This is a genomic window from Corallococcus sp. bb12-1 (assembly GCF_026626765.1).
In the GTDB taxonomy this organism is placed as follows: Bacteria; Myxococcota; Myxococcia; order Myxococcales; family Myxococcaceae; genus Corallococcus; species Corallococcus terminator.
In genome coordinates, this window is sequence record NZ_JAPNJZ010000005.1 from 277,530 (window position 1) to 300,248 (window position 22,719).

Genomic DNA, 22,719 nt, shown 5'->3' on the forward strand with positions numbered 1-22,719 from the left:
CTTCGGCTTCAGCTCCTCCAGCGAGTGCGCCATCAGGCCCGTCAGCACGCCCGCGCCCAGCTCGCCCGCCAGCCGGAACGTCTCCGGGTTCGCCGTGGCGGTGAGCCACACCGGCAGCTCCTTCTGCACGGGCTTCGGACGCAGCGCCAGCTCCACCGTCGTGCCCGCGCCCGCCGGACGCGTCACCTTCTCGCCGCGCCACAGCGCGCGCAGCGTCTTCAGGTTCTTGAGCAGGATGTTGCGTCGGTCCTCGTAGTTGCCCGGCGCGAAGGTGAAGTCGTGCACGTGCCAGCCCGTCGCCACCGACATGCCCACGCGGCCCTGCGACAGGTTGTCCACCACGGACCACTGCTCCGCGATGAGCAGCGGATCATGCAGCGGCAGCACCACGCTGCCCGAGCGCAGGCGCAGGTGCTTCGTGACGGTGGCGATGCCCGCGGCCACCACGGCCGGCTGCGGGTAGAGACCGCCGAAGGAAGCGAAGTGCCGCTCCGGCGTCCACACGGCGGAGAAGCCGTTGACGTCCGCGAACTTCGAGCCTTCGATGAGCAGCTCGTACTTCGGGCCGGTGAGGGTGTCCTCGTCGTTGGCGAAGTAGATGAGGCTCAGGTCCATGGCCTTCGCCCGGCGCCCCGCGCCTCCCACGTTCACCAGCCGCGCCGTCACCTGCTCGGACGGGAACACCACGCGCAGCCCGCGTGAGAGGGCCCACAGCGCTTCCAGATCCGGACGGTCCGCCGCGGCCTCGCCCGCGGACAGCCAGGCACCGCCGGCCGTGGGGGCCAGCCGCGCATCCATCGCGAGGAAGAACTCCGCCAGCTCCAGGTGGCCCAGGGCCCACGCGGGCTGACCCGCCCCCATGGGAAGCAGCCACGCCAGGGTGTCGGCGCCGCCCGCCCCCAGGTCCTCCGAAAGCGTCACCCCGGCCACGGCGGACGCGTCGACGTCCTCCACGAACAGCGTGCGGGAGGGCTCCACGCGCACGGAGGCGACGAGCTCGCGCGAGGTGACGAGCACTGGCACGCGCGCGCCCTCGGGGGCGTAGAGGGACACGCCGCCCAGGTCGGTGGGACCCAGCGCGACCACCGCGCCGCCGGCCTCCAGCACGGCCCACAGCGCGACCAGTTTCTCCGGGGACGGACGCAGCGTCACCGCGACCGGCGCGCCATCCCGCACCCCCAGCGACCGCAGCTTCGAAGCCAGGGTCCGCACCCGGGCTCCCACCCGGGCCCAGGTCCAGGCCTCATCCCCTCGGGACAGGGCGACGACGTCGGGCTGACGGGCGCGCCGGTCCGCCAGGAGGGTGGTCACGGAGGTGAAGCCGGACACGGTGTGGGGACGCGGCCACGCACGGCGCTCCGCCTCCGTGGCCAGGGGCAGGAGGGAGACCTGCGTGTCGGGCTGGGAAAGCGCCGCGGACAGCAGCACCTGGAAGTGCTCCACCAGACGCGTCGCGGTGCCCGCGTCGAAGAGCTCCATCGCGTACTCCAGCACGCCGTGGAGGCGGCCGGGGGACTCGGAGAGGATCAGCGCCAGGTCCGCCAGCGTGGCGCCCCACTGCACGGGCGTGCCGGGCACCTCCACCAGCGAGCCGCGCAGGCCCTGGAGCTCCAGCGTCATCGCGCCGGCGCTGACGCCGGAGTGGAAGATGAAGACGGAGTCCGTCATGCGGCCCCGGCCAATGTCCTTGCCGGGCACGAGCGCTTCCACCAGGTATTCGAAGGGCACGTCCGGCCGCGCCTGGGCGTCCGCCACCTCCTCGCGCACCTGGGTCAGCAGATCGCGGAAGGTCGGGTCGCCCGCGAAGCGGGTGCGGAACGCGGCCGAGTGCGCCACGTAGCCGATGAGCGGGAAGAGCTCCGGCCGGGTGCGGTTGGCGATGGGCGTGCCGACGACGAGGTCCGTCTGGCCGCTGTAGCGGTGCAGCAGCGTCTGCCACACCGTGAGCACGGTCATGTACGCGGTGAAGCCTTCGCGCCGGGAGAAGGCCGACAGCTCCCGGGCAAGCGCGGACGGGAAGTCCACATCCATGCGCGCGGAGGTGAGCGGGCTGTGAGTGGGGCGGGGCCGGTCGGTGGGCAGGTCGATCTGCCGGGGCATGCCGGCCAGCCGCTGACGCCACCACTGCTCCTGCTCCGGCAGGCGCGCCTGCGCGATGCCCTGGCGCTGCCAGTGTCCGAAGTCCGCGTACTGCACGGGCAGCGGGGGAAGGGGAGACGGGCGACCCTGGAGGAAGGCGTCGTAGAGCTGGCCCAGCTCCTGGACGAAGAGGGCCACGGACAGCGTGTCGCAGACGATGTGGTGGATGCAGACCACCAGCATGTGCACGCGCGGCTCCAGGCGCACGAGCGTGGTGCGCAGCACGGGGCCGCGGACCAGATCGAACGGAAGGCCCGCGTCCTCACGGGCGATGCGCAGGGCCTCCGGCTCGCGCGTGTCCACCGGCCCCCGCAGCTCCACGCGCGTCAGCGGGATGCGGACGTGCGGGTGGAAGCGCTGCACGGGGCGCCCGTCCACCACGTCGTAGGTGGTGCGCAGGGCTTCGTGGCGCTGGACGATCTCCTGGAGGCCGCGCTCCAGGACGTTGGCGTCCACGTCGCCTTCGAGCCGCAGCACGAACGGGATGTTGTACGCGGACAGGCCGGGCAGGTGCTGCTCCAGTCGCCAGACGCGCTCCTGCACATAGGACAGGGCCAGCTCCCCGGTGCGCTCCAGTGGCACCAGGGGCAGCTCCACGGACACCTGGGCCTGGGGGGCCTGGAGCAGCAGCGGCTCCAGGCGCTGGGCGATGCCCGCGACGGTGGGGGCTTCGAAGAGCGCGGCCAGCGGCAACTGCACGCCAAAGGTGTCACGCACCTGGTTGAGCAGCTGGGCGGCCGTCAGCGAGTTGCCGCCGATCTCGAGGAAGTTCTCCTCCCGGCCGACGAAGTCCAGGCCCAGGCGCTCGCGCCACAGCGCGGCCACGCGTTCCTCGACGTCGCCTCGCGGAGCGTCCTCGCGGCCCGCGGGGATGGCGACCACGGCCAGGGGTTCGGAGGCCGTGTGCGCGGAGAGTCCCGGCAGCAGGGGACGCGCGGCGGCGGACGCCCCTGGGGACAGGGCCGCGCCTTCACGGAGCGATTGCGCGATGCTGGGAATGGCCAGCGGGGGCGGGACGCTCCGCGACGCCGGCTCTGCCGGCTCCGTCACGGTCGATGCAGGGACCTCCGGCGGTGCACGCACGGCGGACGGTGCCAGAAACACGGACGGGGAGGGCAGCGCGCCCGCACGCGACTCCACCCACACCGACTTCTCCTGGAACGCATACGTCGGCAGGTGCAGCCGCAACCGCTGCTCATGCGCGTAGAACGCACGCCAGTCCACGGCGACACCCGCGGTCCACAGCTCGCCCACGGCCTGGAGCCAACCCTGAGGCTCCGTCGTCGTCCCACCCCGGCGCAGCGACGCCAGCGCGCGGACGCGGTCGCGGTCCTGCCCCAGGCTCGCGCGCACCAGCGGCGTCAGGTCCTGACCGGGCCCCACCTCCAGCAGCACCTCGCAGCCCTCTTCCAGCAGCGCGCCCACCGCGTCACTGAAGCGCACTGGCCGGCGCATCTGGTCCGCCCAGTAGCCCGGCTCCGTCAATTGCCCCGGACGAGCGAACGTCCCGGTGAGGCCGGACACGTAACGCACCGCTGGCTCCGAGCGGCGCAGCGAAGCCACCACTCGCGCCAGCTCCGGCATCAGCGGCTCCACGTCCGCCGAGTGGAACGCATGCGGCGCGGGCATCCGCACCGCCCCTGCCTTGCGCTGGCGCAGCTCCGCCTCCAGCCGCTCCACTTCCACCACCGGCCCGGACGCCACGCACCGGTCCGGCGCGTTCACCGCCGCGAGCGTCAGCCGCCCGAACAGCAGCGGCGCCACCTGCGTCTCCGGCAGCGCCACCGCGAGCATCGCGCCCGGTGGCAGTCGGTGCATCAGCTCCCCGCGCGCGACCGCGAGGCGCATCCCGTCCTCCAGGGACAGCACGCCCGCGACGCACGCCGCCGCGTACTCCCCGAAGCTGTGTCCCAACACCGCGTGCGGCGTGACGCCCAGCTCCCGCCACAGCCCCGCCAGCGACACCTGCACGCTGAACAACGCGGGCAGCGCCACGCGCGTGTCCGAGAGACGCGCCGAGACCTCCGCGCCCTCCACCGGCCGCAGCAGGGCCGACACCTGTTCCCGCAACGGCGCGGTCAGCAGCGCGAGGCACGCCTCCAGATGCGCGCGGAACAGTGGCGAGGCCTCCGCCAGCTCGCGCCCCATGCCCACCTGCTGAGAGCCCTGACCGGAGAACACGAACGCCACGCGAGGGGCGCGGTTCGTGCCCTTCGTCGCGGCCGCCGGCTTCTGGAGCTGCTTCGCCAGGTCCGCCGCGTCCTTCACCACCAGCGCGCGGCGGTACTCGAACACCTTGCGACCCACCGCGTGGGTGAAGGCCAGATCCGCCAGGGACAGTTCGGCCCCGGAGGCCTGTGCGTGCGCGTCGAGTTGGCGGGACGCCGCCTCCAGCGCCTCGGGCGTGCGCGCGGACAGCAGGACGAGCTGGTGGGAACGCGTGGTGGAGCCGCTCTGTCGCATGGGTGCTTCCTCGAGGATGGCGTGAGCATTGGTGCCACCAATGCCGAACGAGCTGACGGCGGCGAAGCGGGGACGCTCGCCCCGGGGCCACGAACGCAGCTGGGTGTTGACGAAGAAGGGGCCCGCGGCGAAGGGGATCTGCGGGTTGGCCTTCTCGAAGTGGAGGCTCGGGGGAATCTCCCCGTGGTGCAGCGACAGCGCGACCTTGATGAGCCCCGCCAGGCCCGCCACCGTGTCCAGGTGGCCCACGTTCGTCTTCAGCGAGGCGAGTGCGATGCGGCCCTGATGCTCCGCACCCAACCCGTACGCGCGCGTCAGCGCCGCCACTTCAATCGGATCGCCCAGGGGCGTCGCGGTGCCGTGGGTCTCCACGTAGCCAATGGACTCCGGTGACACACCGGCCCGGGCCAGCGCCCGCGACACCACGGACGCCTGCCCCAGCACGCTGGGCGCGGTGAAGCCGGACTTGTGCCGCCCGTCGTTGTTGATGGCTGACCCGCGAATGACGGCATAGATGGCGTCGCCATCCCGCACCGCGTCCTCCAGGCGCTTGAGCACCACCGCGCCCACGCCGTTGGACGCGAGCGTGCCCTGCGCCTTCTCATCGAACGCGCGGCAGTGCCCGTCCGGGGAGAAGATCATCCCCTCCTGGTACACGTAGCCCGTGCGCTGCGGCACCGACAGGCGCGTCGCGCCGGCGAGGGCCACGTCGGACTGACCCACCTGGAGGCTCTGGCAGGCCAGATGGACCGCGACGAGCCCCGTGGAGCACGCGGTGTAGACGAGCGTGCTCTCACCCGTCAGCCCCAACTTGAAGGATGCCTTCGTCGCCAGGCTCTCGTGCGTGGCGGTGCCGTGCAGCTCCAGGAAGGATGCGGCGTCCAGCGGCATCGCCTGCCGCACGGCGTCCGAGTAGCCGGAGTTGGAGGCGCCCGCGTACAGCGAGATCGCGCCCGGGAAGCGGTCCGGATCCACGCCTGCGTCCTCCAGGGCGGCCCAAGCCGCCTGGAGGAACAGCCGCTGCTGCGGATCCGTGAACTGCGCCTCGCGCAGGGACATGTCGAAGAAGGCGTGGTCGAAGTTCTCCATGCCCTCCAGGATGCCGCCCGCCGCGACGAAGGACGGGTGCTGCCAAAGCTCCAGCCCCTCCGGCAGGCCCGCCAGGTGCTCCAGCTCCTCCGGTGTGAAGTGGCGGATGGACTCCACGCCGCCGCGCAGGTTCTTCCAGAAGTCCGCCACCGACCCCGCGCCGGGGAAGCGGCCCGCCATGCCGATGATGGCGATGTCGGCGAAGCCGGACGCGGGGGTGACCTTCTCGCGCGCGGGGGCCGCGGGCGTGGGCGGAAGCGCGGCCCCGCTGCTCCCCAGGGCTCCGCCCGACTCACGCTCCAGGCGCTGGGCGAGGCCGTGGACGGTGGGGTGCTCGAAGAGCCACACCACGGGCAGTTCGTGCTTCAGCTCTTCACGCAGCCGCGTGGAGACGCGCACCACGGACAGGGACGTGCCGGCCAGGTCGTCGAAGAAGTGGTCGTGCACACCGACGCGCTCCAGCCCCAACTCGCGCGCCCAGAGGGCCGCGATCTTCTGCTCCAGCGGGCTGGTGGGCTCCATGAAGCGGCCTGGAACGGGGGTGGCCCCCGGTGCGGGCAGGGCCTTGCGGTCCAGCTTGCCGTTCGGATTCAGGGGCAGCGCGGGCAGCACGACGAAGGCCGTCGGCACCATGTACTCGGGCAGCCGCTGCCGCACGTGCTCGCGAAGCTCCGCGGGGGAGACGGTCTTCCCCGCCGCGGCGTCCGACAGCGCGGGCACTGCGTAGGCGACGAGCCGCTTGTCGCCGGGCATGTCCTCGCGCACCAGGACGGCGACTTCGCGCACGCCGGGCGAGGACATGACGGCGGCCTCGACCTCCGCCAGCTCGATGCGGAAGCCGCGCACCTTCACCTGCGTGTCGATGCGGCCCAGGAAGTCCACCGAGCCGTCGGCGCGCCAGCGCGCCAGGTCGCCCGTGCGATAGAGCCGTTCGCCGGGACGTCCGCTGAAGTCGTCCGGCACGAAGCGCTCGGCCGTCAGGTCCGCGCGGGACAGGTAGCCGCGCGCGACGCCGTCGCCGCCGATGAACAGCTCACCGGGCACGCCCACCGGGACGGGCCGCAGGTGCGCGTCCAGCAGGTACAGTTGCGTGTTGTCGAAGGGCGGACCAATGGGGACGCTGGTGCCCACCGTCTCCGCCCGCGTCATCCGCAGCGCGGTGGCGTAGATGGTGGTCTCGGTGGGGCCGTAGGCGTTGACGACGGGGATGCGCAGCGTCTCCAGCGCCTTGCGCGTGTGCGCGGGGGACAGGATGTCGCCGGCCACGATGACCTGCCGCAGGCCGCGCAGCATCTCCAGGCCCACGTCCACCACCTGGGAGAAGAGCCCGGTGGACACGTGGAGCGTGGTGACGGCGTGGCGCCGCAGCACGCGCCCCAGCAGCTCCAGGTCCGTGGGGGGCCTGGGCGGGAAGACGGCCAGCTTGCTGCCCGTCAGCAACGCGCCCCACAGCTCGATGCCGGAGACGTCGAAGGAGATGGGCGACATGAGGATGAGCGTCTCCTCGGGCCCCAGGTCCATGGACTTCACCCCGAAGAGCATGCGCAGCACGCCCCGGTGCTCCACCGCCACGCCCTTGGGCCGGCCGGTGCTCCCGGAGGTGAAGACCACATACGCCAGGTTGCGCGAATGCGGCCGGACGCCCGTCGGCGTCACGGGCTGCGCGTCCAGGCGCAGCTCCTCCACGAAGAGGCATGGCACCGTGTCGGACACCGGAAGGCGCGGCCGCATCACCCGCGAGGTGAGCAAGAGCCGGGGCGGTGCGTCCTCCAGCATGGAGGTCAGCCGCTGCATCGGGTACGCGGCATCCAGCGGCACGTAGGCGCCACCGGCCTTGAGGATGGCCAGCAGCGAGATGACGAGCTCGGAGGAGCGGTCCAGACACACGGCCACCAGCGAGTCGAGTCCCACGCCGTTCGCACGCAAGAGGTGCGCGAGCTGGTTCGTGCGCGCGTCGAGCTGCGCGTAGGTGAATCTCTCGTCCTCGAACTCGAGCGCCGTCGCGTCCGGACGCAGGGCCACCTGTCGCGCGAAGAGCTCCGGGATGGAGGCGTCGCTCGGGTAGTCCACCCGGGTGTCGTTCCAGTCCACCAGCAACTGCTGGCGCTCGGAGGGCGTCAGCCACTCCAGCGAGGCCAGGGGCGCGTCCGGAGACGCGACCACGGACTCCAGCAGCACGCGCAGGTGACCGGCCATGCGCGCCACCGTGGCGGGCTCGAACAGGTCGGTGCTGTATTCGAGCATGCCACGCAGGCCGTCCGGGGACTCGGAGAGCATCAGGCCCAGGTCGAACCGGGCGGTGGCGTTGTCCACCTCCACTGGGCGCAGCGTGAGGCCTGGGGCCTTCCATTCACCCTGGGGCGCGTTCTGGAGCGCGAGGAGGACCTGCACCAGCGGGTTGCGACCCAGGTCGCGCTGGGGCTGGAGCGCCTCGACGAGCTTCTCGAAGGGGACATCCTGGTGCTCGTACGCGGCCAGGGTGGTGTCGCGCACCCGGGCGAGCAGCTCGCGGAACGACTCCTGTCCGCGCACGCGCCCGCGCAGCACCAGCGTGTTGACGAAGAAGCCGACCAGTCCCTCCAGCTCACCGTGGTTGCGGCCCGCGATGGGCACGCCCACCAACAGGTCCTCCTGCCGGCTGTAGCGCGCCAGAAGCACCTGCCACACCGCCAGGAGCGCCATGAACGGCGTGGCGCCCTCCTGCCGCGCGAGCGCGCCCAGGCGTTCACCCAGGAGGCGGGGCAGGTGCACGGGCAGGTTGGCACCGCGAGGCGAGCGCTGCGTCGGCCGGGGCTTGTCGACGGGCAGCTCCAGGACGTGCGGCGCTCCGGCAAGCTGCTGCTTCCACCACGCCAGCTGCTGCTGGAGCACCTCGCCCTGGAGCCAGTCACGCTGCCACACGGCGAAGTCCACGTACTGCACCGGCAGGGCCGGAAGGTCGTGCGGCTTCCCGGAAGTGAAGGCCGCGTAGCCGGCGGCCACCTCGCGCACCATCACGCCCACGGACCAGCCGTCGGACACGATGTGGTGCATGCCCAGCACCAGCACGTGATGCTCCGGGGCCAGCCGGTACAGCCGCGAGCGCAGCAGCGGTCCCGCTTCCAGGTCGAAGGGACGACCCGCTTCCTCCAGCGACAGCTGCTGCACCGCCGCCTCGCGGTCCCCGGCCGGAAGGTCGCCCAGGTCCGTCACCGGCAGCGTCCACGCGGACGGAGGATGGATGACCTGAACGGGCTCGCCGCCCTTCAGCGCGAACGTGGTGCGCAGGGCCTCATGGCGTTCGACCAGCAGCTCCAGCGCGCGACGCAGGGCCTCCATGTCCAGCGGCCCCTCCAAGCGCACGGCCCCGAGCAGGACGTACGGCGTGGCCCCTGACTGGAGCTGCTCCAGCACCCACAACCGCTGCTGGGAGAAGGACAGCGGCAGCGTGCCCTCGCGCGACACGCGACGGAGCACGGGCACGCGCGGCCCCTCCGAGCGCACCAGCAACTGCTCTTCCACCAGCTCCGTGACGCGGGCCACGGTGGCCGCGGTGAAGAGGCCGCGCAGGGGCAGCTCCACCTGGAAGGTGGTGCGCAGTCGGGAGATGAGCTGCGTGGCCAGCAGTGAGTGGCCGCCCAGCGCGAAGAAGTCATCGTGCAGGCCCACGCGCTCCACGCGCAGCACGTCGCGGAAGAGGCCAGCCACGCGCTGCTGGAAGGGCGTCAGGTGTTCCGGGACGGCGGGGAGCGAGGCCGCGGGGGACTGCTCCGGGACGGGCAGGGCCTTGCGGTCCAGCTTGCCACCGGGCGTCAGCGGCAGCGCCGCCATGGGCACGAGCGCGGACGGCACCAGGTGCGCGGGCAGCCGCTCGGTGAGGAAGGCGCGCAGCACGGAGGCATCCAGCGTGGGGTGGCCCACGACGTAGGCCACCAGCCGCTTGTCCCCGGGCACGTCCTCGCGGACCACCACCACCGCCTCACGCACGGACGGGTGCGAGTGCAGCACGGACTCCACCTCACCCGGCTCGATGCGGAAGCCCCGCACCTTCACCTGCGCATCCACGCGGCCGACGAAGTCCAGCGTCCCGTCCTGCCGCCACCGCGCCCGGTCCCCCGTGCGGTACAGCCGCGCGCCGGGCACGCCACTGAAGGCGTCCGGCACGAAGCGCTGCGCCGTCGTCGCGGGGTGGCCAGGGTAGCCGCGCCCCACGCCCGCGCCGCCGATGAAGACTTCTCCCGGCACCCCGGGCGCTACGGGCTCCCCGTGCGCATCCAGCACATACAGCCGGGCACGGGCCACGGGCCGGCCAATGGGCACGGCGGTGGCGTCCGGCGCCAGCGATTCCACGGAGTGGAAGGTGGCGCAGACGGTGGCCTCGGTAGGGCCGTAGAGGTTGGTGAGCTGGCCCTTCGGGCCCGCCGCGAGCACATTGCGCACGGCGCGCGGGTCCGCGCGGTCCCCACCGAAGAAGGTATTGCGCAGGGCCTGCCAGCGCGCCGGGCTCCTCGCGCGCCATCTCGTGGAAGAGGGCGGTGGTGAGCAGCACCGTGGTGGCGCCCACGTCGCGCAGCTTCCGCGCGAGGTGCGGCGGAGACAACGTCACGTCACGGGGGATGATGACGAGCCGCGTGCCGTTGAGCAGGGCGCCCCAGACTTCGAAGGTGGCCGCGTCGAAGGATGGCGTGGACACCTGCGCGATGCAGTCTTGCGGCGTCAGGACGCACGAAGTTCGTGTCCCGCACCAGGATGGACGATGGAGCGGTGCTCCACGCCCGCGCCCTTCGGCGTCCCGGTGGAGCCCGACGTGTAGAGGACGTACGCGAGCTGGCCCGGCAGCACTGGCACGCCGTCAGGCGCGGTGGTGGCGTGACGCTCCAACGCATCCGGTTGCGCGTCCAGGCACACCGTGGGCCAGGACTGCTCCAGCAGCGACGGCAGCAGGGAGCGCTCCGTCACCACCGCGGACAGGCCCGCGTCCTGGAACATGAACGTCAGGCGCTGCTGCGGGTAGGACGGGTCCAACGGCACGTAGCAGCCGCCAGCCTTGAGCACGCCCAGCATGCCCACCACGAGGTCCAGGCCGCGCTCCAGGCACAGGCCCACGCGGCCCTCAGGGCGCAGGCCCAGCGACAGCAGGTGGCGCGCGAGTTGGTTGGCCCGCGCGTCCAGCGCTCCATACGTGAGCGTCCTGCCCTCGTGCTCCACGGCCACGGCGTCCGGGGCGCGGCGGGCGTGGGACTCGAAGAGGCCGGGGAGGGTGTCCTCCGCGAAGGGCACGGTGGCCGCGGCGTTCCAGTCCACCAGCACCCAGGAGCGCTCTTCGGCGTCCATGAGAGGCAGGCGGCTGACGGGCACCGTCGCGTCCTGGGCCACCGCCTCCAGCAGGACTCGGAACTGCGATGCCAGCCGCGCGGCGGTGGTCGGGGTGAAGAGGTCCAGGCTGTATTCGAGCGTCCCCTCCAGCCCGCCGTCGCGCGCCATCATCGACAGGCTCACATCGAAGCGGGAGGTGTCCGGCGCGGTGGGCAGCAGCTCCACGCGCACGCCCGGCAGCGCGGGCGGAGGCACGGGCGCGTTGTGCAGCGCGAACATCACCTGGAACAGCGAAGCGCGGTCCGCTCCGCGAGTGGAGCCCAGCGATTCCACCAGCCGCTCGAAAGGCACGTCCTGGTGGGCATACGCGGCCAGCGAGGACTCACGCACGCGCTCCACCAACTCCGTGAAGCGGGGGTCTCCGTCCAGTCGGGCACGCAGCACCAGCGTGTTGAGGAAGACGCCGATGAGCGGCTCCAGCTCCGGCCGGGTACGGTGGGCCACGGGACTGCCCACGGCGAAGTCGTCCTGCCCCGAGTAGCGCGCCAACAGCGTCTCGTACCCGGCCAGCAGCACCATGAACAGCGTGGCGTTGCATTCCCGGGCCACCTGCTCCAGCGCCCGCACCAGCGACGCCGGCAGCGTGAAGACGTGGCTTGCACCCCGCAGGGTCCGCGTCGCGGGCAGGCCATGCTCGGACGGCAGCGTCAGCGCGGGAAGGTCCTTCAGTGACTCGCCCAGGGCATCGAAGGTGCGCCTGCACGCCTTCGGAGTTTCCCCTCCTGGCGCTGCCACACGGCGAAGTCGGCGGCCTGCACCGCCAGCGCCGGCAGCGGCGAGGGACGGCCTTCCGAGAACGCCGCGTAGAGGCTGCCCACCTCGTGCACCAGCACGCCCATGGACCAACCGTCGGAGACGATATGATGCATGCTCAGGAGCAGCACGTGCTCCCCGTCAGCGAGCTTCAGCAGGCGCGTGCGCAACAGCGGACCGGTGCCCAGGTCGAACGGCAGGGCGGCTTCGTCGCGCATGCGGCGGCGAAGGGTGTCCTCGCGCGCGGCGCCTTCGGGAATCACCTCCACCGGCAGCGGCCACTCGGCGGGCGCGGCGTGGATGCGCTGGAGCGGTTGGCCCTCGTGCTCCACGAACGTGGTGCGCAGCGGTTCATGCCGCCGGACGATTTCCGCGAAGGTGCGGCGCAGCACGTCCACATCCAGGGCGCCGGTGAGCCGCAGGGCCAGGGGGATGTTGTAGAGCGCCTGCCCTGGCTCCAACTGCTCCAGCAGCCACATGCGCTGCTGCGCGAACGACAGCGGCAGGTCGCCCTGCCGGGGAACGACGGGAATTGGCGAGGTGACGGCGCGCGACGGCAATGCCTGAATGCGCTCCGAGAGTTGCACCAGCGTGGGCGCTTCGAACAGCGTGCGCAGGGGCAGTTCCACGCCGAACCGCGCGGCCACCCGGGTGACAAGCTGCGTGGCCAGCAGCGAGTGCCCACCCAAATCGAAGAAGTCGTCGTGAGCGCCCACGCGCTCCACGCGCAGCACTTCGCGGAACAGAGACGCCAGTTGCTCCTGGAGTGGCGTCAGGGGCGCGTCGTCCTCGCGGGAAGACGCGGTGACGGTGGGGGCGGGCAGCTCGCGACGGTCCACCTTGCCGTTGGTGGTGAGGGGCAGGGCGTCCATGCTGACGAAGGCTGCGGGCACCATGTACTCGGGCAGCCGCGCGCGCAGGTGCTCGCGCAGGGCGCTGGCCTCCACGGTGGCGGGGACGACGTAGGCCACGAGCCGCTGCTCACCGGGCACGTCCTCGCGCACGATGACAACCGTCTCGCGCACCTCGGGGTGCGTGCTGAGCGAGGACTCGATTTCACCCAGCTCGATGCGGAAGCCCCGCAGCTTCACCTGGTGGTCGATGCGGCCCAGGTACTCCAGTTCGCCAGAGGGCAACCGCCGCGCCAGGTCTCCCGCGCGGTACAGCTTGCGGCCTGGCACGGGGCCGAAGCGGTCGTCCACGAAGCGCGCTGCCGTGAGCTCCGGCCGGCGCAGGTAGCCTCGGGCCACGCCAGCGCCGCCCACGTGGATTTCGCCCGGCACCCCGAGGGGCACCGGCTGTCCCGCTGCGTCCAGCAGGTACAGCTGGAGGTCGGCAATGGGCTGGCCGATGACGCTGGACCCGGGACGCTCCAGGTCCGCGAGCCCCACTGGCCGCCACGTGACATGCACCGTGGTCTCGGTGATGCCGTACATGTTCACGAGCTGGGGCCGCACGTCGCCATGACGCTCGAACCAGGGACGCAGCGAGGCGAGGTCCAGCGCCTCACCGCCGAAGATGACGTAGCGCAGCGCCAGGGCCGGGGCTTCGCCTTGCTGCTCGGAGTGGAGCAGCTGCCGGAAGGCGGTGGGCGTCTGGTTGAGGACGGTGACGCCCTCGTCGGCCAGCAGGCGCAGGAAGGCCTGCGGCGAGCGGCTGACGAAGTACGGCACCACCACCAGCCGGCCGCCGTAAAGCAGCGCGCCCCATAGCTCCCAGACGGAGAAGTCGAACGCGTAGGAATGGAACAGCGTCCACACGTCCGAAGGCCCGAAGTGGAACTTCGCGTCCGTCGCGCTGAACAGCCGCGTGACGTGGTCGTGCTGCACCATCACGCCCTTGGGACGTCCGGTGGAGCCCGAGGTGTAGATGACATACGCGAGGTCGCCCGGTGCAGTCCGGTGCGCGGGGCGCGAGGACGATGCCCCGGAGGCCATCGCCGCCTCGAACGTGAGCACGGACGTGCCGTCCACCGACGGGACGCGGTCCTCCAGCGACGCCTGGGTAAGGACGAGCGGCGAGCGCGCATCCTCCAGCAGGAACGCCAGGTGCTCGCGCGGATGCGCGGAGTCCAGGGGCAGGTACGCGCCTCCGGCCTTGAGGATGCCGAGCAGCGTCACCACCAGCTCCACGCCGCGCTCCAGGCACACGCCCACGAGCACTTCCGGCCCCACGCCGCGCGCCTGGAGGACATGGGCCAGCCGGTTCGCGCGGGCGTCCAGCTCGCGGTAGGTGAGCTGGCGCAGCTCGAAGGTGACGGCGATGGCGTCCGGAGTGCGCTCCACCTGCCCCTCGAAGCGCTCCACCAGCGTGCCGGTGGGGAACGGCTCGACGGGCGGGTTCCAGCCGTGGAGGACCTGGTGACGCTCGGCCTCCGTCATCACGGGCAGCTCGGAGAGCTTCGTCTCCGGGGCGGCCACCATGCCGACGACGACCACCTCCAGGTGGGAGAGGAGTCGGTCGATGGTCTCCGGCTCGAAGAGGTCCGTGGCGTACTTGCAGCCGACGAGCAGACCCTCGGGGCCGGGGGCGGCCTCGAAGGTCATGTCGAGCTCGGTGGTGCGGTTGTCCAGCAGCCCCACGTCCAGCGTCAGTCCACCGCCCACGGGCTGGGCGCGCGGAATGGCGTAGTCGTCCAGGACGAAGGCGACGTTGTACAGCTCGCGCCGCTGCGAGCCAGGCTGCGCGACGGCGAGCACATGGTCATAGGGCACGTACCCATGGGCCAGCGCCTCCAGCGTCGTCCGCTTCACGCTGGAGAGGAGCCCCGTCACGGTCGTGTCGCCAGGAAGGCGCAGGCGCAGCGGAAGGAAGTTGGTGCAGTCGCCGACGAGGGAGCGGGTGCCCGGCACATCGCGCCCGGACGTCGCTGAGCCCAGAATGAAGTCCGTCTGGCCACTCCACCGGTGCAGCACGGTGCCCAGCGCGGCCACCAGCATCATGAAGGGCGTGGCGCCTTCACGGCGGCCCAGTGCGTTGAGCTTCGCCATCAGGGGCGCGGGCAGCACGCGCAGCCTGCGGGCACCGTGGGAGGACAGTCGCTGGGGCCTCAGCTTGTCGGTGGCCAGGGACAAGAGAGACGGCGCTCCGGAGAGCGTCTGCTTCCACCACGCGAGTTCCGGGGCCAGGGCCTGGGGCGTCAGGTGCGCCTGCTGCCACGCCGCGAAGTCGCCGTACTGGAGCGCCGGCTCGGGCAGGGGCGAGGGGCGCTGCGTGGTGAAGGCACCGTAGAGCGCGGCCAGCTCGCGCGAGAGCACCGCCACGGACCAGCCGTCGGCAATCAGGTGGTGCACGAAGACGAGCAGCACATGGTCTTCGGCAGCGAAGCGCAGCAGCACGAAGCGCAGCAGCGGCCCGGTGAACATGTCCATCGGCTGCTGGGCGTCGCGCACCGCCCACGCATCCAGCAGCGCCTCCCGTGACACGGAGTCCGGGCTGGCGACGTCCTCCACCGTCAGCGACACGGGGGACGGCGCATGGACGTGCTGGAACAGCACCCCGTCCCGGGCGACGAAGGTCGTGCGCAACGCTTCGTGACGACGGACCCACTCGGTCAGCGAGCGCGACAGCGCCTCCGGGACCAGAGGGCCCCGGAGCGAGAGCGAGACAGGGACATGGTAGGCGGTGGACTCCGGTGCGAGTTGCTGGAGGAACCACAGCCGCTGCTGGGAGAACGAGGCCGGCGTCATCGCGGCTGAAGCCGGACGACGCTGCACGGGAGGAAGCGCCGCCAGTCCCGTCGCGGTGCGGCCCTGGGACAACGAAGCCGCGAGCGCCTGGAGCGTCACGTCCTGGAGCAGGGTGGCCGCGGAGACACGCTTCCCCAGCCGCTTCTCGATGCGGGCCTGGAGGTCCGCGGCCGCGAGCGAGTCCATGCCCAGCTGCGTGAGCGGAACGTCCGAGGCCTGAAGGCCCGCCTCCGCCCCGAGCACGGCGGTCAGCTCCTCACGGAGGATGCGCTCCAGTTCCTCCACGGAGCGGGCAGGGGAGGCCGCGACCCGTGACGCATCCGGCGGTGCGCCCGTGCCCGTGGAGGGCGTCGCATCAGCCGAGGCCGTGGCCTCCGTTGCCGAGGACCCTGTCGTCGTAATGGGCTGATGTGCCGGCGCCCCCGCCGAGGCCGTGGCCTCCAAGCCGTCATTCTCCGCGCCGGACGGATTCACCGTCGCACCCGCCGAGGCCGTGGCCTCCACGCCGTCCTTCACCACACCGGACGGATTCACCGTCGCACCCGCCGAGGCCGTGGCCTCCACGCCGTCCTTCACCACACCGGACGGATTCACCGTCACATCAGCCGAGGCCGTGGCCTCCGCTGTCGAAGCCACCGTCGTCGCACCGACCTGCTCCACCGCCGCCGACTCGGACACAGGATCCACCAGAGCCCGTACCAACGGCTGCGCACCCGCCGCCTCGCTGCGCCACAGCACGGAGAGTTCCCCGGACACGAGCGCGGCACGGCACGCGAAGCGCTGGATCTTCCCACTCGACGTCTTGGGCACCGCGCCCGGAGGCAGCAGCGCCACCGTGTGCGTCTGGACCTCCAGCTCACGCGCCAGCGCCTGCCGCAGCCCGTTGGCCACCGCCGCCAGCACCGTCGCGTCCGCGTCGGCCAAGTCCCGGCCCACTTCCGCCACCACGGCCAGCGCCTCGCCAGACGTCGTCTCCACGGAGAACGCCGCCACGCTGCCCGCTCGCACGCGCGAGTCCGCGCGCTCAATGACTCCCTCCACGTCCTGCGGGTACAGGTTGCGCCCGCGCAGGATGATGAGGTCCTTGCGCCGCCCCGTGACGAGCAACTGCCCGTCCTCAGTCAGCACGCCCAAATCTCCCGTGCGCAGGTACTCAGGCCCCTCCACCACACCGGCCGGACGGGCGTGGAAGGTGGACTCGCTCAACTCCGGCTTGCGCCAGTACCCCTGGGCCACGCTCGCGCCCGACACCCAGATTTCCCCCACCTGCCCGGGGGCACGCGGAACGAGCGAGTCCGGCTCCACCACCAGCACCCGCTGCTCCGCCAGCGTCGTCCCGCAGCCAATGTGCGAGCGCACGCCCGCTGCATCCTGCGCCCCCACCACCGCGAGCCCCCGCGCCAGCGCCGCATCCTCCAGCGGATGCACGCGCACGCCCCGGCCCTTCACTTCGCCAGTGACGATGAGCGTCCCTTCCGCCAGGCCGTAGCAGGGATAGAAAGCCTCGCGCCGGAAGCCGCTGGGCCCGAACACCTCCGCGAAGCGCTCCAGCGTGGCCGCGCGGATGGGCTCCGCGCCGCAGAAGGCCACCTCCCACGAGGACAAGTCCAACGACGCCACGTCCTCCGGCGTCGCGCGACGCGCGCACAACTCGAAGGCGAAGTTGGGCCCACCGCTGATGGTGCCCCGGAAGCGCGACACCGCCTGCAACCAGCGCAGCGGCTTTTGCAGGAACGCCATCGGTGACATCAGCGCCACCGGGAAGCCCGCGGACAGCGGCTGGAGGATGCCGCCAATGAGGCCCATGTCGTGGTACGGCGGCAGCCAGATGACGCCCACGCTGTCGCGGCGCACCTGGAACGCTCCGGAGATGAGCCCCAGGTTGTGCAGCAGGTTCGCGTGCGTGAGCATCACGCCCTTGGGCGTGCCCGTACTTCCTGACGTGTACTGGAGGAACGCCAGCGACTGCGCGCCCACATCCGGCGTGCGCCAGTCCCGCTCGCCGCCCTCCGGCAGCGCATCCGTCGCCATCCAGTGCAGCGCGCGGAAGTCCGGGGCCTGCTCGAAGACGAAGTCCGACAGCTCCAGGATGCCCGACGTGGTGAGCACCACCGACGCCTGCGCGTCCTGGATGATGGCCCTCAAGCGGGGCAGGGTGCGCTCCAGCCGCATCGGATCCGGCGGATAGGCCGGCACCGCCACCGCGCCCGCGTACAGGCAGCCGAAGAAGCCCGCGACGTAGTCCAGGCCCGGCGGATACAGCAGCAGTACGCGCTCGCCCACCGCGCCCCGTGCCTGCAACGCCGCGGCGATGCGACGCGCGCGAGCATCCAGCTCGAAGGCACTGAGCACGGTCTCGTCGCCGTCCACCTCCCCGAGGAAGGTGTAGAGCGGAGCATGGGCGGAAGGCCCCACCGCGAGATTCAACAGGACGCCAGGAAGGGTTCGCGAGAAGTCAGGCACGGGGAGCCGTCCAAAGTGTCGAAAAAGCGTCGACACTTCTTATCAGCCCTGGTGCTTGATCCCGTAGGCACCCACGGTACCAGTCGCTGCTACGTACCTGTGTCACCAGCCCCCTCAGTCAGAGGGGGGGGTGAGACAAAGAAATCACGCGCGGCCGAAAAGACCTTTCAGCCAGCCCATGAAGCCCTTCTGTTTCAACACCACCACCGCATCCGGTGTCAGCATCGGTGCGACAGGCGCCGACGTGGCCACATTTCGCGCTCCGCCAACGGCCGCAGCACTGTTGCCTGCTCCTTGAGCAAGCGTCGGAGGCACGGGAGCGGACTCGGGTTCCACCTGGGCCAGACGTGCCTTCACGGACTCCGGCGTGTCACGCGTGGTGAACGTGCTGACCACCTCGCGGCCCGTCGTCGCCTCGCGCGCGATCACCTTGAGCAGCGACTCGTTGCTGACCTCGAAGGTGACCGTGACCTGGACCGCGCCGCGCGAACGCTTGGGAAGGCCCGCGAGCCGGAGTGTGCCCAGGTATTCGTTGTCCGGGGCCCGTTCGGAGTCGCCCTGAAACACGGAGAGCTCCAGCTCCGTCTGCTCATCCCGGTGCGTGGAGAGCGTGTAGACCTTGGAGGCCGGCAGCGACACGTTGCGCTCCAGCACCGGCTTGAAGCGCCCACCCGGCAGCCCCACGCCAATGGCCATGGGCAGCACGTCGATGAGCACCACGCCTTCCAACTGTCCCAGGCTGTGCGCCAGGAGCGCCGCGCCCAGCGCCACGGCCTCGTCCGGGTGCACGCCCTTGCTGGGCGGCTTGCCGAAGAACTTCGTGATCTTCTCGTGCACCAGCGGGAAGCGGCTCTGCCCACCGACCAGGATGACCTCGTCGATGTCCTGCGGCTTCAGCCCCTTGGCCTGCAACACCTCGTCACAAACCTGCACGGTGCGGTCGACGAGCTTCTCCGTCAGCGCGATCAACTTCTGGCGCGTGAGCGTGACGTCCAGGTCGTACGGCTTGTTGTCAATCATCGTCACGAACGCCACGTGCACCCGCATCTCCGAACGCTCGGACAGGGCGCACTTGGCCCGCTCCGCCGCGTCGTTGATGCGCTGCAGGGCCACGCGGTCGCCCTGGAAGGCACGGCCCGTCTGCTGCCGGAACTCCTCCAGGAGGTACTCGACGATGGCGTTGTCGAAGTCGATGCCGCCCAGGAACGTGTCGCCGCCGGTGGAGATGACCTCGTAGACGGTGTCGTGCAGCTCCAGCACCGACGCGTCGAAGGTGCCGCCACCCAGGTCGTACACCAGCACCCGCTGGTTGAGCTTGCGCCCGAAGCCGTACGCCAGCGCCGCCGCCGTGGGCTCGTTGAGGATGCGCTCCACGTACAGGCCCGCGAGCTTCCCCGCCTCGCGCACCGCCTGCCGCTGGTTGTCGTTGTAGTAGGCGGGCACCGTGATGACCGCCCGCGAGATGGGCTGGCCCAGTTGGTTCTGCGCCACCTCGCGCACTTCGCGGAGGATCAGCGCGGAGATCTGCTGGAGCGAATAGATGCGATCGCCCAGCCGCACCGCTGCCTCGCCCGCCTGCCCGGCGGCGATCTCGTAGTGAAAGCGGTCCTTGATCTGCCCCACGATGGGTGACGCATACGGCCGGCCGACCAGGCGCTTGGCGCCGTACACCGTCTGGCGCGGATTGGTCAGCATCTGCCCCTTGGCGGGGTGGCCCACCACCAGCTTGCCGCGCTGGTTGAAGGCGAGGATGGACGGCACCGTGTTGTGGCCCTCGCGGCTGGGCAGCACGCCCGGCTTGTTGCCGCGCACGAACGCGGCGCACGAGTTCGTCGTCCCCAGGTCGATGCCAATCACCGGGCCCGTCCGGGGCGGCTCCGCGGTGTTCAACTCCAGCGCCTCCGCCGTCACCATCTCCAGCGGGGGACCCGCGGGAACGGCTCCGGGCGCATCGGCCCGGGCGGAGGCGGCCGAGGCATCAGCGAGGGTCGGCGCGGCCGGGGGCAGGGCAGGGGCGGCGACGGGGGCAGGGACGGTGTAGTCGGCCGTGCCCACGCCGTTGGGCACGGGCGGCACGTCCGACTGGGCGTGCGGAAGGATGGCGACGGTGCCGTCCAGGAACCGACGCGTCGTCGCGTCCGCCTCCCCGAACTTCAGCCCCATGCCGGAGATGCCCTGGCCGTGCTGCCCGGTGACGAAGTGGACCACGGCGGCGGCGTAGAGCAGCCGATCGCCGCCTGCCAGCCGGAGATCCAGGGTGACGGCCGTGCCTGGAGGGCGCACGGCCTTGGCGCGCAAATAGATGCCGCCCCGGGTGATGTTGCCCCCGTATTTCGCGAGGAACTCCTCGGGAGTGGCGAAGGGCAGCTTCACCACCAGCCCGACCGCCCCCCCTTGATTCAGATCCGCCAAGGCCCGGTCCCAAGTCCCATGTGTGTGTAGCCCCGAGTATCACCCGAAGTCCTTGGACACAGCGGCAAAAAACCTTCTTCGTTGCGCGCCTGCCGCGTTACTCGTATTGAACCGCACCCGCCGGGCGCTGGTGCCCCGCGGGGCCTCCGGGAGCCCAAATGTTGAACCCCGATATCCGGCTGGCCCTCACCTTCGACGACGTGCTCCTGCTGCCCGGTGAGAGCGCCGTCACGCCACGTGATGCCGACCTGACGACCCGCCTGACGCGCAACATCCGGCTCAACGTGCCGCTGCTTTCAGCAGCAATGGACACCGTGACGGAAGCGCGGACCGCCATCGCCATGGCCCAGGAGGGCGGCATCGGCGTCATCCACAAGAACATGACGCCCGAACAGCAGGCCCTGGAGGTCCTCAAGGTCAAGAAGTTCGAAAGCGGCATGGTGGTGGATCCCGTCACCATCGAACCGAAGGCCCCGCTCGCCCGCGCCCTGGAGCTGATGAAGGTGCACGGCGTGTCCGGCGTGCCCGTCGTGCAGGGCAAGCGCCTGGTGGGCATCGTCACCAGCCGCGACGTGCGCTTCGAGAAGAACTTCACCCAGAAGGTCGAGGACGTGATGACGACGAAGCTCGTCACCGGCCGCGAGGGCATCTCCCAGGAGGAGGCCCAGAAGCTGCTGCACGAGCACCGCATCGAGAAGCTCCTCGTCGTGAACGAGGCCTATGAGTTGAAGGGCCTCATCACCATCAAGGACATCGAGAAGCGCCGCACCCACCCGCACGCGGCCAAGGACAGCAAGGGCCGCCTGCTGTGCGCCGCCGCCGTGGGCGTGTCCGCGGACCGCGAGGCCCGCATCGACGCGCTGGTGAAGGCGGGCGTGGACGTCATCGTCGTGGACACCGCGCACGGGCACTCGCTGGGCGTCATCGAAGGCGTGCGCGACACGCGCAAGAACTTCCACGGCTTCGACCTCATCGCCGGCAACGTCGCCACCGCCGAGGGCACGCGCGCCCTCATCCTGGCGGGCGTGGACGCGGTGAAGGTGGGCATTGGCCCGGGCTCCATCTGCACCACCCGCGTGGTGGCCGGCGTGGGCGTGCCCCAGGTGACGGCGGTGGATGACTGCGCCCGCGAGGCGGACAAGCACGGCATCCCCATCATCTCTGACGGCGGCATCAAGTACTCGGGCGACATCGTCAAGGCGCTCGCCGCGGGGGCCAGCTCCGTGATGATCGGCTCGCTGTTCGCCGGCACCGAGGAGTCCCCTGGCGACGTCATCCTGTACCAGGGCCGCAGCTACAAGAGCTACCGGGGCATGGGCAGCCTGGGCGCGATGAAGCAGGGTGCCAAGGACCGCTACTTCCAGTCCGACGTGGACGCGGTGAAGCTGGTGCCCGAAGGCATCGAGGGCCGCGTGCCGTACAAGGGCACCCTGTCCATGAACGTGCACCAGATGCTGGGCGGCATCCGCAGCGGCATGGGCTACGTGGGGTGCGCGAACATCGAAGAGCTGCGCACGAAGGCGATATTCACGCGCATCACGTCGGCCGGGCTCAAGGAGAGCCACGTGCACGACGTCATCATCACCGAGGAAGCGCCCAACTACCGGATGGAGTAGGGCGCTTCGACTTCGGATTCCCCCGCCCCCGGGGAGTGTCACCGGGGGCGCGGGTCCAAGCGACTACTTGCCGCCGCGACGCTTGCCGCCCGCCGCCGTGTCTTCCGGGGCCGCCGGCACCGTGGCGACGCGCTTCTCCGCCGCGCCCACGCGCTGCATGAGTTGCTCGCGGTCGTCCGGATCCAGCGTCTCGATGGCCTTGCGCAGGGTGGCGAAGTCCAGGCGGGCGACCGTGACGGTGTTGCCGCCCTTGATCTCCTGCACGGTGGGCACGTCCACCAGCTCGCGCAGGTAGGTTTCGAACTCCACCCGCACGTCGGCCGTCTGCTGGATGCAGGTGTCCTTGGCGGACACCAGCGCCTGGCTGCCCTCGCGGTAGCTCAGGTCCGGATTCCGGGCCATCGCGTCCTCGAAGGTGTGGGTGCGGTCCTTGAGGGAGGCGTAGAGCTGGACGTAGTCCACCAGCCGGTCCGATTCCGGACGGTTGACGTTGCGCGCCTTGGTCAGGGGGTCGGTGGTGTCGTCACAGGTGACCTTGGACAGCTCGGCGATTCCGGGGGTGTCCTTCACGGCGACACTGCGGGTGTCTCGCTCCAGACGCTCGTCCGAGGAGATCTCCTTCACGCAACCCGCCGTGGAGAGAAGAAGCATGGCTGCTGCACTGGAAGCGGTCAGGCGGCGCATCCGAACCTCGAACAATTGACGGCCTTTCAGCGTTGATTTCCCGAAGTTTGTAGCGA

The 22,719-nt window shown here is 71.1% G+C and carries 6 protein-coding genes and 1 pseudogene (1 of these 7 cut by a window edge); 1 reads left to right on the forward strand and 6 read right to left on the reverse strand.

Annotation, left to right across the window (positions count from 1 at the left end; genetic code table 11):
- From OV208_RS10235 to OV208_RS10250, 5 genes and pseudogenes are all read right to left on the reverse strand, one after another.
- Window positions 1–10,110 carry the beginning of a non-ribosomal peptide synthase/polyketide synthase gene (locus OV208_RS10235; RefSeq protein WP_267573650.1) on the reverse strand. It extends 34,980 nt beyond the left edge of the window, so 10,110 of the gene's 45,090 nt are visible here — the first part of the coding sequence; the start codon lies at window positions 10,108–10,110; the stop codon falls past the left edge of the window.
- Window positions 10,111–10,231: 121 nt separating this feature from the next.
- A pseudogene (locus OV208_RS41230) lies at window positions 10,232–10,363 on the reverse strand (hypothetical protein); the annotation flags it as partial.
- A gap of 23 nt (window positions 10,364–10,386) precedes the next feature.
- Window positions 10,387–11,781: a non-ribosomal peptide synthetase gene (locus tag OV208_RS10240; protein ID WP_267573651.1), complete on the reverse strand. Its 1,395-nt coding sequence runs from the start codon at window positions 11,779–11,781 to the stop codon at window positions 10,387–10,389.
- Entirely contained in the window at window positions 11,712–17,951 is a 6,240-nt protein-coding gene (locus tag OV208_RS10245) for a non-ribosomal peptide synthetase (RefSeq protein WP_267573652.1), read from the reverse strand. The genes OV208_RS10240 and OV208_RS10245 overlap by 70 nt, the downstream gene beginning before the upstream one ends.
- 144 nt (window positions 17,952–18,095) lie before the next feature.
- On the reverse strand, window positions 18,096–20,363 hold the full coding sequence (locus OV208_RS10250) for a TIGR02266 family protein (protein WP_267573653.1): 2,268 nt from the start codon (window positions 20,361–20,363) through the stop codon (window positions 18,096–18,098).
- 158 nt (window positions 20,364–20,521) lie between these two features.
- Here OV208_RS10250 and guaB point away from each other — a divergent pair, with 158 nt between their 5' ends.
- The gene (guaB, locus tag OV208_RS10255; RefSeq protein WP_267573654.1) at window positions 20,522–21,979 is read left to right on the forward strand and encodes an IMP dehydrogenase; all 1,458 of its coding nucleotides are present in this window, start codon (window positions 20,522–20,524) and stop codon (window positions 21,977–21,979) included.
- A 63-nt stretch (window positions 21,980–22,042) separates the two neighbouring features.
- On the opposite strand, the gene OV208_RS10260 is transcribed toward guaB, so the two are convergent.
- Complete coding sequence (locus OV208_RS10260) at window positions 22,043–22,630, reverse strand: hypothetical protein (RefSeq protein WP_267573655.1); 588 nt, start codon at window positions 22,628–22,630, stop codon at window positions 22,043–22,045.
- Between the last annotated feature and the right edge of the window lie 89 nt (window positions 22,631–22,719).

Bases quoted from the DNA above. Each gene is read 5' to 3' on its own strand.
- guaB (WP_267573654.1), top strand. From the start codon at position 20,522: ATGTTGAACCCCGATATCCGGCTGGCCCTCACCTTCGACGACGTGCTC.
- OV208_RS10260 (WP_267573655.1), bottom strand. From the start codon at position 22,630: ATGCTTCTTCTCTCCACGGCGGGTTGCGTGAAGGAGATCTCCTCGGAC.